This window comes from Pseudoalteromonas sp. MSK9-3, assembly GCF_003590335.1.
Taxonomy (GTDB): Bacteria; Pseudomonadota; Gammaproteobacteria; order Enterobacterales; family Alteromonadaceae; genus Pseudoalteromonas.
Window position 1 is genome coordinate 85,108 of the sequence record NZ_MIET01000010.1, and the last position, 15,900, is coordinate 101,007.

The 15,900-nt window shown below is 41.4% G+C and carries 13 protein-coding genes and 1 rRNA gene; 11 read left to right on the forward strand and 3 right to left on the reverse strand.

The genetic code is table 11. The annotated features are described in order from the left end of the window. Positions 1-16: 16 nt before the first annotated feature. The 8 genes from BGP78_RS03770 to BGP78_RS03805 all read left to right on the forward strand — a co-directional run bounded on the left by BGP78_RS03770 (position 17) and on the right by BGP78_RS03805 (position 9,473). Positions 17-1,120: a hypothetical protein gene (locus tag BGP78_RS03770; RefSeq protein ID WP_182912215.1), complete on the forward strand. Its 1,104-nt coding sequence runs from the start codon at positions 17-19 to the stop codon at positions 1,118-1,120. A 242-nt stretch (positions 1,121-1,362) separates the two neighbouring features. Beyond that, positions 1,363-4,155 carry a monovalent cation/H+ antiporter subunit A gene (locus BGP78_RS03775; protein ID WP_119860151.1) on the forward strand — a complete coding sequence of 931 codons (2,793 nt, stop codon included), beginning with the start codon at positions 1,363-1,365 and terminating at the stop codon, positions 4,153-4,155. Beyond that, a complete protein-coding gene (locus tag BGP78_RS03780; RefSeq protein ID WP_010365909.1) occupies positions 4,155-4,502 on the forward strand; it encodes a Na+/H+ antiporter subunit C in 348 nt (115 codons plus the stop codon). Before BGP78_RS03775 ends, BGP78_RS03780 begins: the two co-directional genes overlap by 1 nt. Further along, complete coding sequence (locus tag BGP78_RS03785) at positions 4,499-6,016, forward strand: monovalent cation/H+ antiporter subunit D (protein WP_119860152.1); 1,518 nt, start codon at positions 4,499-4,501, stop codon at positions 6,014-6,016. Before BGP78_RS03780 ends, BGP78_RS03785 begins: the two co-directional genes overlap by 4 nt. Continuing rightward, the gene (locus BGP78_RS03790) at positions 6,017-6,553 is read left to right on the forward strand and encodes a Na+/H+ antiporter subunit E (protein WP_119860153.1); all 537 of its coding nucleotides are present in this window, start codon (positions 6,017-6,019) and stop codon (positions 6,551-6,553) included. It abuts the gene before it with no gap. Next, the gene (locus tag BGP78_RS03795; RefSeq protein ID WP_010365913.1) at positions 6,547-6,816 is read left to right on the forward strand and encodes a K+/H+ antiporter subunit F; all 270 of its coding nucleotides are present in this window, start codon (positions 6,547-6,549) and stop codon (positions 6,814-6,816) included. Before BGP78_RS03790 ends, BGP78_RS03795 begins: the two co-directional genes overlap by 7 nt. Positions 6,817-6,824: 8 nt before the next feature. Continuing rightward, positions 6,825-7,157, forward strand: a complete 333-nt coding sequence (locus BGP78_RS03800) for a Na+/H+ antiporter subunit G (protein ID WP_119860154.1) — start codon at positions 6,825-6,827, stop codon at positions 7,155-7,157. A gap of 198 nt (positions 7,158-7,355) precedes the next feature. Then, positions 7,356-9,473, forward strand: a complete 2,118-nt coding sequence (locus BGP78_RS03805) for a methyl-accepting chemotaxis protein (RefSeq protein WP_119860155.1) — start codon at positions 7,356-7,358, stop codon at positions 9,471-9,473. Positions 9,474-9,611: 138 nt separating this feature from the next. Here the strand turns inward: BGP78_RS03805 and BGP78_RS03810 are convergent, their stop codons facing one another. The 3 genes from BGP78_RS03810 to BGP78_RS03825 form a co-directional block, all read right to left on the reverse strand. Next, the gene (locus tag BGP78_RS03810) at positions 9,612-10,427 is read right to left on the reverse strand and encodes a helix-turn-helix transcriptional regulator (protein WP_259386142.1); all 816 of its coding nucleotides are present in this window, start codon (positions 10,425-10,427) and stop codon (positions 9,612-9,614) included. A 341-nt stretch (positions 10,428-10,768) separates the two neighbouring features. Beyond that, positions 10,769-11,368, reverse strand: a complete 600-nt coding sequence (locus tag BGP78_RS03815) for a hypothetical protein (protein WP_119860156.1) — start codon at positions 11,366-11,368, stop codon at positions 10,769-10,771. Between the two features lie 224 nt (positions 11,369-11,592). Continuing rightward, positions 11,593-11,850, reverse strand: a complete 258-nt coding sequence (locus BGP78_RS03825) for a helix-turn-helix transcriptional regulator (RefSeq protein WP_119860158.1) — start codon at positions 11,848-11,850, stop codon at positions 11,593-11,595. Positions 11,851-12,226: 376 nt separating this feature from the next. Here BGP78_RS03825 and BGP78_RS03830 point away from each other — a divergent pair, with 376 nt between their 5' ends. The 3 genes from BGP78_RS03830 to BGP78_RS03840 all read left to right on the forward strand — a co-directional run. Further along, the gene (locus tag BGP78_RS03830; RefSeq protein WP_119860159.1) at positions 12,227-14,140 is read left to right on the forward strand and encodes a DNA topoisomerase III; all 1,914 of its coding nucleotides are present in this window, start codon (positions 12,227-12,229) and stop codon (positions 14,138-14,140) included. Between the two features lie 58 nt (positions 14,141-14,198). Then, the gene (locus BGP78_RS03835; RefSeq protein WP_119860160.1) at positions 14,199-15,056 is read left to right on the forward strand and encodes a tetratricopeptide repeat protein; all 858 of its coding nucleotides are present in this window, start codon (positions 14,199-14,201) and stop codon (positions 15,054-15,056) included. Between the two features lie 669 nt (positions 15,057-15,725). Continuing rightward, a 16S ribosomal RNA gene (locus tag BGP78_RS03840) occupies positions 15,726-15,900 on the forward strand; the annotation flags it as partial.

The window sequence follows — 15,900 nt, forward strand, 5'->3', positions numbered from 1 at the left end:
AAGCTGTTTGTTTTTGATGGCCCAAAGTGGCCATCACCCCCTTCTTTTTAGTTCACACAGTCAAGCCGCTTTCTTAGCGCTGCATCCACATTCATTTTATCAAGCACAATCACGTATTGTGTTACATGCACTGCCAGATGCAACCATTCGCTCTTTATCAAAACTAGCACAGCCTGAGATTGCCTTTGAGTGGGCGATACGGCTTGCAAAGCAAGGGTTATATACACGAAGTCGGGTTTATTGGCAGCGGTATTTAAACGATGCGTCACAGGCGCAGGTGATACGCTTAGCTGCACTGTTAAAAGCAGCCAACGACATTAACGCAATCTCATTGATTGCCTCAAAGCGGCGTTTGCCGAGGCATTATTTAGACTGGTTATCTTTGCATCGGGGTGTGCTACCAAGTGCATTTAATAGCGAACGTTTAGCAGCGCATAATATGTCATCTCCGCTTGATAGTGTGACCTTTGCGAGAGAGTGTATTAACCGAGTGTTAGTTCTGACGGACCATTTAGCCGCGGTTAAAAAGTTAAAGCAATTTAAAATTCGATATACGAGTGCCCCAGAGCCAAGTGTTTGGAGCTATTGTTTTAGCGAGCCGATATACATTGGCGATACTATGCAGTGCACACCTGATAATTCGCAGTTTGCCTACTGCGATGTGGCAGCACTTAAGCGAGCCTATCCAGCGATGCTGCCTCAAGGCGATAAAGCGTTGATGATGACGCGTCAAGGTAACGCAAATGTACGCGGCGATATGATGACGTTAAATACACAAAGCCAATATGCGGTATTCATGCATGAACTGATGCATTTTAGTGGCTTTGAAGATGAATACTCGGTACCCAAACAAAAGGCCAAGTGGTTATGTCAGCGAGCTGGGCGTCATGCACCTAACTTGTATGTAGGAGAGCTAAATGATGCGCCTAAGGGCTGGGTGAAAAGTAATACGTGTAACTATGGTGCTTTACAAGCTTACAAACCTAGCGAGGGTTGGAGCATTATGGAGTATCAAACGAGGCCACTTACAGCACAGTATCGGCGGTTATGGCAACAGGCCATTAACGCACAGCACGCAAAGCGTTGGGTGAAAAGTGAAAGACTCGGTTTGACTGAATAATTTGAGTTAGCACACATTTCTCATGAGATATGAAATATATCTGAATTGTTTGTTAATCTTGTCTAAAATAGAACCAGCTAGAACCTGAAACTATAGACAACTCAAACACTAATACAGTATAACTATGGTTAGTTTTGTGTGGTGAAAGTCACGGTGGTTTTCTTTCACGCCCAACACCAAACAGCGCACTAAATATGGTGTATGGTCGTACTTGGACGACGCAATAATAAAAGGTTTACTCTATGACTTTGCTTTGGATACCCTTGCTATCCTTATTCGGCAGTATTATTTCTTCATTAACGGGTAAATTAACACGTAATCAATCGACTGGGTTGACCTTGTTAATGCCAGTTATTGCACTTGCGATGACAGTGAATTTAGCCCCTGCGGTCTTTGCCGGGGAAGTGATCCGTTACAGTGCTGAATGGGTGCCCCTCTTGGGCCTGAATTTATCATTTAGGTTAGATGGGTTGGCGCTTTTATTCGTCTTTATGATTTTGGGTATCGGGATCTTAGTGATTTTTTACACCCGTTATTATTTAAGCTCTAAAGATTCAATGCCTAAGCTGTTTGCCTATTTGATGCTATTTATGACCGCAATGCTCGGTATTGTGATGTCAAATAATGTCTTGCAGCTATGGCTATTTTGGGAATTAACCAGCATTAGCTCATTTTTATTGATCAGCTATTGGTGGCATAAATCAGAAGCCCGTAAAGGCGCACGTATGGCTTTGACCATCACAGGTGGTGGTGGTTTAGCATTATTGGCTGGTTTACTATTACTGGGCAATATTGTAGGAAGTTATGATTTAGATACAATACTGGCTAGTCGAGAAATTATTCAGGCACATGGGCTGTATGAAATCACGCTTATTTTGGTCCTATTAGGTGCTTTTACTAAGTCAGCACAGTTCCCATTTCATTTTTGGTTGCCACACGCAATGGCAGCGCCAACCCCTGTAAGTGCTTACTTACACTCAGCCACAATGGTAAAAGCGGGTATTTTCCTGCTAGCAAGGTTTTACCCAGCACTGGCAGGCACTGAATTATGGTTTATTTTAGTTGGCTTAACAGGTCTTGCGACATTGCTGTTTGCAGCGTACGTTGCACTGTTTAAACATGACTTAAAAGGGCTGCTAGCTTATTCAACAATTAGCCACCTAGGGTTAATTACCTTGCTCTTTGGTTTAGATACAGAGCTTGCGACTGTGGCGGCTATTTTCCATATTATTAACCATGCAACCTTTAAAGCGTCGTTGTTTATGGCGACCGGTATTATTGACCATGAAACAGGTACGCGCGATATGCGTAAGCTCAATGGTATGTGGCGATTTATGCCGTACACAGCCACCCTTGCAATGGTTGCGGCAGCAGCAATGGCAGGTGTGCCGCTCTTGAATGGCTTCTTATCTAAAGAAATGTTCTTTGCTGAAACACTCCATCAGCAATTATTAGGGTCTATGTCTTGGTTGGTGCCTGTATTGGCGACCGTTGCAGCTGCATTCTCTGTCGCTTATTCTGCCCGTTTCATTCACGATGTATTCTTTAACGGTGAGCCGGTAGGGTTGCCGAAAGAGCCGAGCGAGCCACCACGTTATATGCGTATTCCTATCGAAGTACTTGTGGCATTATGCTTGGTGGTGGGGATGTTCCCACACTTTGTTGTCGATGGGATTTTACAAGCGGCATCTACAGCGGTACTTGGCGGATATGTCCCTGAGTTTAAAATTGCCATTTGGCATGGGTTCAACTTGCCACTCCTTATGAGTGCGATTGCAGTATGTGGTGGTTTGTTAATTTATACCCAGCGTAAATACTTATTCCAATTCCAAGCGTCACTTCCGCCGCTCAATGCTAAAAAAGCATTTGATGGTAGCGTATATGTGATGATTAAGTGGTGTCAGCGTAAGATCAGTGCCATCGAAAATGGTTCGTTACAGCGTTATTTAATGTTGATGTTGATAGTGGTGCTTATTAGTGCTGGTTGGCCGTTGTTTGAAATGAGTCAGTTAGTCGGAGGTAAACAACCCACGCCGATTGATATTCATAATGGCATTGGTGCTGCATTATTGATGATTGGTGCAATTGGTACGGTAATATGGCATCGCTCGCGTATGGTGTCGTTGCTCATGATTTCAGTCGTTGGCTTGATGGTCTCGGTGGCATTTACACGTTTCTCAGCGCCGGATCTCGCATTGACACAGCTCACGGTAGAAGTAGTCACCATTATACTCCTAATGTTAGCACTGTTCTTTTTACCACAGCGTTCGCCAAAAGAATCAAGCTCAATACGCGTATTGCGTGACCTAGGTATTGCTTCAGCAATTGGTGTAGTGGTGGGGAGTATTTGTTACGCATTGATCACGCGTCCTCTTGAGTCTATTTCAGACTTCTTCCTAGCAAATGCCAAAACGGGCGGCGGCGGGACTAATGTGGTGAATGTGATCTTGGTCGACTTCCGTGGCTTTGACACCTTAGGTGAAATTTGTGTACTGGGTATTGCTGCACTGGGTATTTATAAGCTGTTAGTTAATTTGCCATTATTTATGCCTGGCAGTGACAGCGAAGGCCGCCCTTGGGCGAAAGAGCGCTATCCATTATTGCTTGCCAGTATTTCACAATCGCTATTACCTTTGGCGTTGTTAGTGTCATTTTATATTTTCTTGCGAGGCCATAACTTACCCGGTGGTGGGTTTATTGCGGGCTTAGTTACGGCGATTGCATTTATATTGCAGTACATTGCTCATGGTTCGAATTGGATAGCAGAGCGCTTGACGATTAACTACCGCAAAATAATTGCCTCAGGTATTGCCATTGCGTTATTTACAGGCGTGGGTAGTTGGGCCTTTGGTCGTCCATTTATGACCACATGGTTTGAGTATTTTGATATTCCATTCATTGGTAAAATTGAACTTGCGAGTGCATTAGTATTCGATTTGGGCGTGTATATTACTGTTGTTGGTGCCACGTTAATGATCCTTGCGAGTTTAGGTAAGCTGACTGCAAGTGCACATAAAGATGAGGTGAAAGTCTAATGGAATTACTATATGCATCTTGCGTGGGGCTATTGGTTGCGTGTGGCGTATTTTTGATTTTACGTTCGCGCACATTTCCCGTGGTATTAGGGTTAACGATGCTGTCGTATGCAGTGAATTTATTTTTGTTTTCTTCAGGCAGACTGAGCTTAAATCAAGCTGCAGTATTAGGCTATAGCACAGATTATGCTGATCCACTGCCTCAAGCATTGGTTTTAACCGCAATTGTAATTGGTTTTGCGATGACCGCATTTGTCGTTATTTTAGCGATCCGTGGCCGAGCAGATTTAGGAAATGACCATGTTAATGGTCAGGTTCCTGATAAAGATAAAAAGGGCAAAGCATGATCCAGCATTTGACATCTTTACCTGTTTTACTGCCGATGTTGGCAGGTGTTATTTTACTGATGCCACCTTGTGGTAAAAATGTGGCGATACGTCGTATCGCTTCGGTTGTTTTGGGCTTGATCACATCATGTGTATCAATAGCACTATTATTACAAGTTCAACAGCACGGAACAGCGGTATACGCCATCGGTGATTGGTCCGCGCCTTTCGGCATCGTGTTAGTGGCTGATCCGCTTTCTACCTTATTGGTGTCTTTGACCAGTATATTATGTACCGTCTGTGCGCTCTATGCATGTGCTGGAGATGATGAAAAAGGAAGCTTTTTTCATCCATTACTTCACTTTTTATTACTGGGTGTAAACGGTGCATTTTTAACGGGAGATGCGTTTAATTTATTCGTATTTTTTGAAGTGCTCCTTATCGCATCATACTCATTGTTGATGCATGGTGGTGATAAGCGTAATACGCGTGCTGCGCTTCAGTATGTGATTATGAACTTGGTTGGCTCTGCAATTTTCTTAATCGCTTTGGGTGTGCTGTATGGTGTACTCGGTACGTTGAATATGGCTGATATGGCACAAAAGGTGACCTTCTTAGAAGGTGATGATGTGTACCTTGCTAAGATTGGTGGCTTATTATTATTGGTCGTATTTGCACTTAAAGGCGCACTTTTACCCTTACATCTGTGGCTACCGAACACTTACGCAACGGCGATGCCCGTTGTGGCAGCCTTGTTTGCGATTATGACTAAGGTGGGCGTGTATTCTATGATGCGTGTTTACACGCTGATTTTTGGTGATGAAGCGGGCGAGCTGAGTCATATGGCACAAAGTTGGCTTTGGTGGTTGGCATTGGCAACCATTGTTATGGGTGCTATTGGTGTATTAGCCAGCCAAGATTTACGTAAGTTAGTCGCCAATCTGGTGATTGTATCTGTGGGGACGTTAGTGGCTTTAGTCGCGGTACAAACCGTCGAAGCCAGTGCCGCAGCGATATATTACCTCGTTCACTCAACTATGGTCACAGCCGCCTTATTTATACTCGCTGACCTCATAGGTAGGCAACGCGGTAAAGTCGCAGATAGGATCACCGTAGGTCGTCCCGTGACTCAGCCTATATTACTCGGTTTTGGATTTGTGATTGCCGCCGTTGCTGCCATAGGTATGCCGCCACTGTCGGGCTTTATCGCTAAGATCTGGTTATTAAAAGCCACCTTCAACAGCGAATATGGCATCGTATTTTGGCCGTTATATTTATTAGCTAGTTTAGCATTATTGGTGGGTATTTCAAAAGCGGGCAGTACCGTGTTTTGGCATCATAAAGGCAACACCAATGATAGTCATGAACAAGAGCGCGTTCATCCAGCTCAATTGGCTGCGTTAATTGTGTTACTTTCAAGTGCGCCTCTCATGGCAATATTTGCGGGTCCAGCAAGTGAGTACGCATTAAATGCAGCAACGGTGTTACATGACTTTAGAGGCACCATATCGGCTATTTTAGAGGGAGGTCAGTAAATGCGTTTAGAAGCACGATTTAGTTGGTTACCCACGCCATTTCGCAGCTTGCTGCTATTTACAGTATGGTTGTTGCTAAATAACACAATGTCGTTGGGACATATTATTTTAGCCGCGGTACTGGCAATATTAATTCCATTGGCAACGTATCCATTTCGTACTAAGCAACCATTGATCATGCGCCCCGGCTTGGCATTGCGTCACTTGTTGTTGGTTTTGTATGACATTATTACCGCGAATGTGCAGGTAGCTATTTTGATCTTAGGGCCAACTAAAAAGTTAAATCCGGGGTTTGTTAAAGTCCCCTTAGATTTAACGCACAGTATGCCAATTACAATTTTGGCAAGTACAGTGTCTCTGACTCCTGGTACTGTCAGTGCAGAAGTGTATCCTTGGTTAGAGTCATTGCCTGAAGGCGAAGATCCGAGTCAGCGCTATTTACTGATCCATGTTTTAAATCTGCAAGATGAAGAGGCGTTGATCAAAACGATAAAGCAGCGCTACGAAGCACCGCTAAAGGAGATCTTTGAATGCTAGAAACTGTTATTTTAATTGTTTTCGCTATGATAGGGATCTCGTTATTGCTTAACTTGTGGCGCTTAGTGGTTGGGCCTTCAGTACCCGATAGGATCTTAGCGTTAGATACCATGTATATTAATAGCATTGCGCTGATCATTTTATATGGTATGAGCATGGGCACGGCGTTGTACTTTGAAGCGGCGCTACTTATTGCGATGTTAGGTTTTGTTAGCACGGTTGCAGTATGTAAATACTTACTGCGCGGCGATATCATAGAATAGAGGCAAGTATGGCTGAATATATCATTTCAATACTATTGTTGATCGGTGGTTGCTTTGTATTGGTCGGGTCGATTGGCTTGGTAAAAATGCCCGACTTTTTTATGCGTTTACACGGGCCAACAAAAGCAACGACGTTGGGTATGGCTAGTTTATTGACTGCGGCAATGGTATTTTTTAGTACCACGGGCGAAGGTTTAAGTGTTAAAGAAATACTGATTTCAATCTTTTTATTACTTACAGCACCTATCAGTGGCTATATGCTGATCAAATCAGCGATACATCATAAGCTCGATAGCATAGAGCGCACATCTGGAAAAGATAATATTGAAGACGACGTCTAGTCTTTAATATTAGGTAAAAAGCGAGGATTTAAGCCTCGCTTTTTTTATATCTGTTGTGCATGATTTATGTCTAATCATTGTGTCTTTGTTGTAAATAACTACCATTCTCCATTTTTGTATTTTAAACTCTTGCTATGCTTGAAATAATTTATTATTTTCAGTTATGAGTTGTACTTATATATGGTGTTAAGGTGAACAATGAAGCATATTTCTATTCGCAGTAAATTACTGGTTTTTGTCGGAGTATTAGTTACAGTTATGGTATCAGCCTTGACTGTATTTACTTGGTTGCACCTAAAAGAAGAAAATAACGCCCAGAACAAACGTGTTCAAGAAGTCCTATTTAATGAAATACGGCAAAACTTGACTGCTCAAAGCCAGTTCTATGGGCAAAAGGTTGCTGGCTTTATCAATGAAGCTTATCGGATCCCATATACTTTTGCGGGTGTACTCAATAGCACCAGTGCAGAAAAGCCATTAACACGGGAGAGTGTGCAGCTTGCCATCTCTGGTGCGCTAGCACAGAATAAACTTGTGTCGTCCATGTATGCACAATTTGAAAGAAATGGCTATGACGGGTTAGATGATCAATATGGTACTGGAGCCTCTCATTCAGTAGTAGGAGCCGGAACATTTGAACTCTACTTTACACAAGATGCATCGGGCATAGCACAGCAACAAGTCGCGTCAGCAAGTGATAAATACTTAGACAACCGTAACGAATTTGGCCTGCGTGAAGCCGAGTGGTACTTGTGTGCAAGAGATAAAAATGCCCCCTGTATTATGGAACCTTATTTATACGAGATGAGCTCTGGTACACAAACAATGATGACGTCATTAACAGTACCAGTAAACAGTGGTGGTGCATTTAAAGGGCTTGTTGGGGTAGATGTTAATCTGCCAATTTTTCAAGAACTTGTCGATGAGCTTTCTCGCTCTTTATATAACGGGCAAGCTAAAGTGACTTTATTAAGTGAATTAGGGCTTGTGGTTGGGTCTAGCCACTACGAAAAGCTAGCAAGGCCATTGAGCGAATCAATTAATAAAACCCGAGCCAATAACTTAAAAGTGTTACACCGTAACCAAGGCTTTTCTGAATTTGAAGAGGATATTGCCGTTGCGGTTGCCATTGATATTCCACTGGCAAGCACAACTTGGTCATTAGTGATTGAATTACCTAAAGCGGTAGTATTAAGTAATGCTAATTTACTGGCAAAAGAGCTTGAAGAATCAACAGATGCATTAGGTCGATGGATGATGTTCGTGGGCCTCGTGATCGCGGGTATTGGCGTGTTTATTACGGTTATTTTAGTGAATACCGTTATTAGGCCATTGACCCATATTCAACATAGGGTAGAAAACTTAGCCTCAAGTGAAGGAGATTTGACTCATGAACTAGAGGTAAGTGAACACGCTGAATTGATCGCACTAGGCAGAGGGTTTAATGCCTTTACCAATAAACTGCGTAACATGATTGATGATTTGAAATTACTGGCTGAGCAATCTTACCAGCAATCATTTTCGACCACAGAAGTGGCAATCAACATTAAAAATAAAGTCGCAAACCAACATATTGAAATAGACAGTGTGGTTACCGCCATAAATGAACTCAGTGCCACCGCGGCTGAGGTTGCACGTTCGTCTGAACAAGCAGCAAGTAGTACCAATGATGCCACAAAGCAAGTGCAAGAAAGTGAAGCCGGCATTATAAAAACAACTGAAACAGTTCATGAAATGGCTTCTCAAGTACTTGAAGCGAAACAAGCAATAAACAAGGTGGCAGAACGAAGTAGTGATATTTCAAAAATACTCGATGTGATTAGGGCCATTGCAGAGCAAACAAATTTGCTGGCATTAAATGCCGCTATTGAAGCCGCAAGAGCGGGCGAGCAGGGGCGTGGGTTTGCAGTCGTGGCTGATGAAGTCAGGGCGCTTGCCTCAAAAACACAGGCATCAACCGACGATATCAGCAAATTGATTGATAACTTAACGTTTGAAGTGGGCAGCTCTGAGAAAATCATCGAAAGCTCGGTCGCACATGGGGAGCAAGCGGTTGATTACTGTCAGCAGTCGTCTCAGGCAATGAGCACTATGGTGGCTGCATTGACCAGTATTTCTAATGAAGTAACGCAAATTGCCACAGCAGCAGAAGAGCAAAGTATGGTAACGGAAGAGATCAATACCAATACCACCAGTATTGCAGATGCGGCCGCTGAGCTATCGGAACTTGCTGATCAAGTTGAACAGGCCGCCAGTGTCATGACGGAAATTGTTGAACAAAAGCATACGCAATTAAACCTACTTAAAACAAAGTAACAACCTTGCCACACCGTAACGGGCTGCATAGCAATATGCAGCCTTGTTTTATGTAGTGATGTAAAAGGGGTGCTTATTTTTAAGTTCGTCGCGTAGCACTACGCAAACAAGCAGTGTGAGCACTTTTCTTGCTGTTAATTACAAAGTGCTGACATCATCACTACGATTGTTTTTAGAAGAACAAATCATCATAGTCAGTAGTGCGCCACAGCTAAGTGCCCATGCAATGTACACAAGCCCTTCGAAATTATCGTAAATAAAGGTCCAAGATTTCAAGTCAAAAAGAACATAAGCCAAATGTTCTAATAGAATTAAAAAATTGATTATTGCCATATAAATAAACACCCAATGAAAAATACCATCGAAATGTGTCAACTCTATATTTTTTGAATGATAGATTTTTCTAGAAAGCTGTACTCTAAAAATTAATATGAAAGTAAGTGCTAAACTAAACCCCAAGTTAGTACCATAAATCAATAGACCTTGCAGTAATGCATTGCCACTGGGAGTAACGGAGTTGATCAAGCCCAGTTCAAAAACAAGACGATTTGTCCCTGTTATAACTAATATAAACCCAGTTATATGTGCCATGTTAATGTTTTTTGTGCACACGGCATAAGCTGTACATACAACAAGCAAGAATAAATATAACTGGGTTACAATATCAGGGCTCCACAGCTGGCTGAATATGAATGCTATTGTGACAAAATCAAGTAATTTGGCCTTGCCACTGCTTTTTGCATCTTCTCGTATGTTTTTTATTTGCTTAAGTAACACTGCGGTGTCTAATTTACAATAACGTAACCAGCTAAAAAGTTTCTTAGACGGAATGTCACTAACACCTAACTCATAATTGATGATGGTTTTTCTATCAACGTCTAGCCTATTGGCCATGGTTTGTTGTGTGATGCTAGCACGTACGCGTAAGGCTTTTAGATCTTCACCGTCAATCATATCTTTTGACCTATGTTACATTAAATTATCAGGTGGAGTGCATATTCGAGAAGTCACCTGTATTGATTCTCGCCTTACTTAGCTATTTATGAGTAGCAAAGGGCAGGTTTATATATAGTATGATATTTTTAAGTAAATTAATAAGTAAATAAATTGCAAGCATATTGTATTAACTTTAAGTTTAGTGTTTGAAGTTTAGCTTGTAATTAATGGAGGTTTTTATCGTTGAGTAACCAAATGGAGCTTAAACATAAAGTGTGTGACATGTTAGAGTGGTACTCAGGGGGAGTAGACCGGTGGCTAGAGGTAATTACATATCGTAATGTAATTACCTGTATTTATTATAAAGTGCCGGCTTCATTTCCACGGTTGCCTTTAGAAGAACAAATCATCATAGTCAGTAATGCACCGCAGCTAATAGCCCACGCAATGTATAATAGTCCTTCGAAGTTATCGTAAATGAAAGTCAGTGACTTAAATTCAAAAAGAATATAAAGCATATCTTCTAATAAAACTAAAACATTAATAGCGGTCACATAGATAAAAATCCAATGGAAAACACCATCAAAGTTTGTCAGTTTTATATTTTTTGAACGTGAGATAATTCGAGAAACCTGTACTCTAAAAATTAGTATTAAAGTGAGTGCCAAACTAAATACTAAATTCGTGCCATAAATAAGCAGGCTCTGCAGTAATGGATTGTCACTGGGTGTAACGTCATTGATCAAATCAAGTTCAAAAATGATACGGTGTGCCCCAGAGACAAGTAAAATAAACCCAGCGATATGCGCCATATTGATGTTTTTTATGTATATGGCATAGGCGGTACACATGGCCAACAGTGATAAATGCAAAGGTGTGACAATACGGTCATCCCAAAGCTGCATATAAAAAACTGCAATTGAGGCAATACTGAACAAAATTAAATGGGAAGGTTTCATTCTCTATCCTTGTGAATCGTTGCCAATAGGTAAAGGCCTGATAATTACATCATGTACAGGGGCCACCGCTATTGCTCTTGGCCGTTTGTTGGGGTTAAGCCCACACGATACTAAAGCACTGTCACCATCCGAAAGCACAGTTCGACCTGAATTTTTATTGAGTTTATCATTTTTTTTTATAAGAAAATTCATAGCGCTAAGAGCATTAAATAGGTTGGTTTGTCTCATAATTCTTCATCCTGTAAGCGTGAGGTTTTTGTGCGATTGACTTGATCACGAATTTGTTTAATTTCGTTTAGCAGTGATCCTGAGTCTATCTTACAATATACAAGCCACATGAAAAGCTGTTTTGAACGAATATCACTTACACCAAGCTCATAATTAATGATGGTTTTTCTATCACAGTCGAGCTTTTTAGCCATTTTCTCCTGAGAAATGGCCGCATTTACTCTCATAGCCCGCAGATCATCTCCATTTATCACATCCTTATCCTTTTTATTAATAGATAGAAAAGAGGTGGTTTCCCACATTCTATGTCGACATGATATTTACAAATAAAGAAAAAGTAAACATTACGTTTACATTTTGTGCAGCTATAACGTTAAGTTAGAGTAAAAAAGTTCGTTTAATGATCATATAGGTACTTTTAGCGCTGTTCAAAGTAGTCAGTTTTTAACACCTAAGTGGTTAGTAGATTTATGAAGCAAAAGTGCAAATAGGACAACAGCCTATATTAGGCCGAACATCAGATTGGTAATTCATCAAAATAACTGGTGTTAGCCTCAAAGCTGGAATCTACCGCAAACTTGGCTTAGAATAACTGTTAATTTATACAGTTATTCTATATTAAGACCACACATGAAACTTTATATTGCTGAGAAACCATCGTTAGGCAGAGCGATAGCAGATGCATTGCCCAAACCACATAAAAAACAAGATGGCTTTATTGAAACCAGCGATGGCAGCATTGTTTCGTGGTGTATTGGCCATTTACTTGAACAAGCGCAGCCGGATGACTATGACCCTAAGTATAAAAAGTGGCAACATCAAGACCTACCTATCATACCAACTGAGTGGCAATTTAAAGCCAAGGCAAATACCAAAAAACAGCTTGGTGTCCTGAAAAAACTGATAAAAAAGGCACAGACGATTGTACACGCTGGCGATCCGGACAGAGAAGGGCAGTTGCTTGTTGATGAAGTACTGCAATATGTGGGGCTATCTGAACGACAAAAACAAACGACGCAAAGGTTGCTGATAAGCGACTTGAATATTCAAGCGGTAAAAAAGGCGCTCAATACACAGCAGTCGAATCAAAACTTTGTGCCGTTGAGTGTATCTGCCCTTGCCAGAGCCAGAGCTGATTGGTTATATGGTATGAACCTAACACGTGCTTATACCCTTGCAGGTCAAAAGTCAGGGTATCAAGGGGTACTGTCTGTAGGGCGAGTACAAACACCCGTACTTGGTTTAGTGGTGAGAAGAGACGCAGAAATTGCAGAGTTTGTATCAAAACCATTTTATGAGGTTTTTGCACATTTACAGACGCAAGATAAGAGCCGCTTCTGTGCCAAGTGGCAGCCCAGTGACGCGTGTGCGCCCTATATGGATGAAGAAAAACGCGTACTAGTCAAAGGGCTTGCTGAAAATGTGGCCGCGCGCATAAAAGATCAAGAAGGTGAAGTCACCGCGATTGAGAAAAAGCCTAAAAAGCAGCTTGCGCCTTTACCGTATAACTTATCAGCATTACAAATAGATGCCAGTAAAGCGTTTGGGATGTCGGCTAAACAGGTGCTTGACGTGTGTCAAAGCCTATATGAAAAACACAAACTTATTACGTATCCTCGTTCTGATAACCGATATTTACCAGTGGCGCATTATAAAGAAAGAGAATCGGTCGTGGCAGCGATGGTAAATAATAACGGGTGTGAGCAATCTAAAGTGGATGCCGCTAACCTGTCGTTAAAATCAAAATGCTGGAATGACAAAAAAGTCGCTGCCCACCATGCCATTATTCCGACCAGTAAAAAGTTGAAGTCCGCGCAGCTTGGCCATCAAGAGCAACAAGTGTACGGCCTGATCAGCAGGCAGTATTTAGCACAGTTTTACCCTGCGTTTAGCTATGATGAAACCAAAGCTGAAATTATGATTGCTGGTGGTTTGTTCATCGCGAAGGCAAAACAAGTCAATGAGATTGGCTTTAAAGTACTGTTTGGTAAAGCCCGTGATGATGAGGATAACTTATCTACTTACTTACCGCCTTTGATAAAAGGGCAGCGTTTACAGTGTCACGATGCCCAAATTCAAGAAAAGTATACTCAGCCTCCTCAGTATTATACCGATGCAACATTGTTGGCTGCAATGACGGGGATCAGTCGTTATGTAAAAGACAAAGACATTAAAAAAATATTAAAAGAAACTGATGGTTTAGGCACTGAGGCCACACGCGCAGGTATTATCGAACTGCTATTTAAGCGTGGGTTTTTAGCTCGCAATGCAAAACAGATCAGATCGACAGAGCTAGGACAAGCAATGATAGCCATGTTACCTGAATCACTTACGCTGCCTGATAGAACCGCATTATGGGAGTCTCACCTTGCACAAATAGCCAATAAGGAATGTACTTATCAAATGTTCATGGACCCTTTATTGTCTCAACTGGGTGAATTTGTCAGTGATGCAAAGGTCGCAAATAACCCAGATTTAAAAGGGCTGTCTAAGCCGCGAACGTTTAAGCGTAAAACTCGAAAGCGTACAAAGGCAAAAAGTTAAGCTTGTAAATAAGATTTTTGCCACTATATAAGAAGAAAATACATCACAGAAAGCAAATATGAGTAACCAAATTCAATTAACGCCTGAAAATATTCAACAGACATTGGGTGAGCAAAACCAAGAAAAACTAATATTGCTTACTTTCTTCAGCGGACAAAACCCTGATTGTGTTGCCCAAGCGTCAATTTTGACTAATCTAGCTGTGACTTATACCGACCATATTATTGTTGCGACGGTAGACTGCGATTTACAACAAGCATTAGCAGGTCAATTAGCGCAGCAAATAAACTTACAAGCTTTACCTACATTAGTCATGCTAAAAAATGGTGCGCCTGTAGAAATGCTACCGGGTGCGCAAACTGAAGACGACATCAAAAAGGCGCTTGCCAATCATTTACCAAAGCCTGAGATGCTTCTATTAGATCAAGCAAAGCAGGCACTGCAAAGTGATGACCAAAACAGTGCCTTTAATTTTGCTAAACAAGCGTATGAAATAGACCCAACTAATTCGCGAGTTAAATTGGTATTGGCAGATATCTGTATTCAGATCCAGAAGCTAGATGACGCTCAAGCATTGCTTGATAGCATTTTAGAAGAAGAGCGTGATGCATATTACCAAAACCTAGTGGCTAAACTAGCACAAGCACTGCAAGCGCAAGAGTCTCCTGAAATTCAAACTCTGAGTAAAGCGTTAGAAGCAGAACCTGATAATAATGACATTAAAGTAGAGCTTGCCTCATTATTTAATGATACGGGCAAAAAAGAGCAAGCGCTTGAGTTACTTTTTAGTGTACTAAGAAAAGATTTAAACTTTGGTGACGCCAAAAAACAGTATTTAGATATAGTCGCTTCTTTACCTGATGGTGACGCAATTGCGGCAACCTACCGCCGCAAGCTATACAGTTTGCTGTATTAACGATAATTAGCTTTACTGTCTTTATGAAAACCATTGACGAAAGTTGATGGTTTTTTTGTATTAAAATTTGCGTATCTACAAATATCGCTAATACTTAAGCTCCCTCGCAGGAAAAACAGCCTGAAATATGACTTTATTGTTACTTTTCTATTGTTTTTGATAGGTTCGGTTCGAATATTGAACGAACGCTGTGTTTTTGTGATTTATTTTAAATAAACGCTTGCGCTTTTTCTCCATCTCCCTATAATGCGACCCCACTGACACGGAGCGCTACGCTAATTTAGCAAAGCAAAACGAAGTCAGCGTCAAGTAAAACTTAGTTTAGCTTTTCACTTAAGAAAATGTTTAAAATTAAGTGTTGACAAAAAAATAGGAAAGCGTAACATGCGCAGCCCTAGCGAGATAAAGTAAAGCGCTTAATCATCGCCCTGTTTTAAACAGGAACGTTCTTTAAAAATATGAAGCAATCATCTGTGTGGGCACTCGTACAGGTTGAGTTCTAACAGCGAACCTTCTTTCTTAGATTGAAGCTAGCAAAAAATTAGAGTCTCAATTGAACTGAGTGACCAACGGAAACAAGTTTACTTGTTTCAGCACAGTCAATTCGATTTCGAAAGAAATCAAAATCAGAATTCAATGAGCACGAAACTTCGGTTTCAACAAAACTTTTAATTGAAGAGTTTGATCATGGCTCAGATTGAACGCTGGCGGCAGGCCTAACACATGCAAGTCGAGCGGTAACAGAGATAGCTTGCTATCTGCTGACGAGCGGCGGACGGGTGAGTAATGCTTGGGAATATGCCTTTTGGTGGGGGACAACAGTTGGAAACGACTGCTAATACCG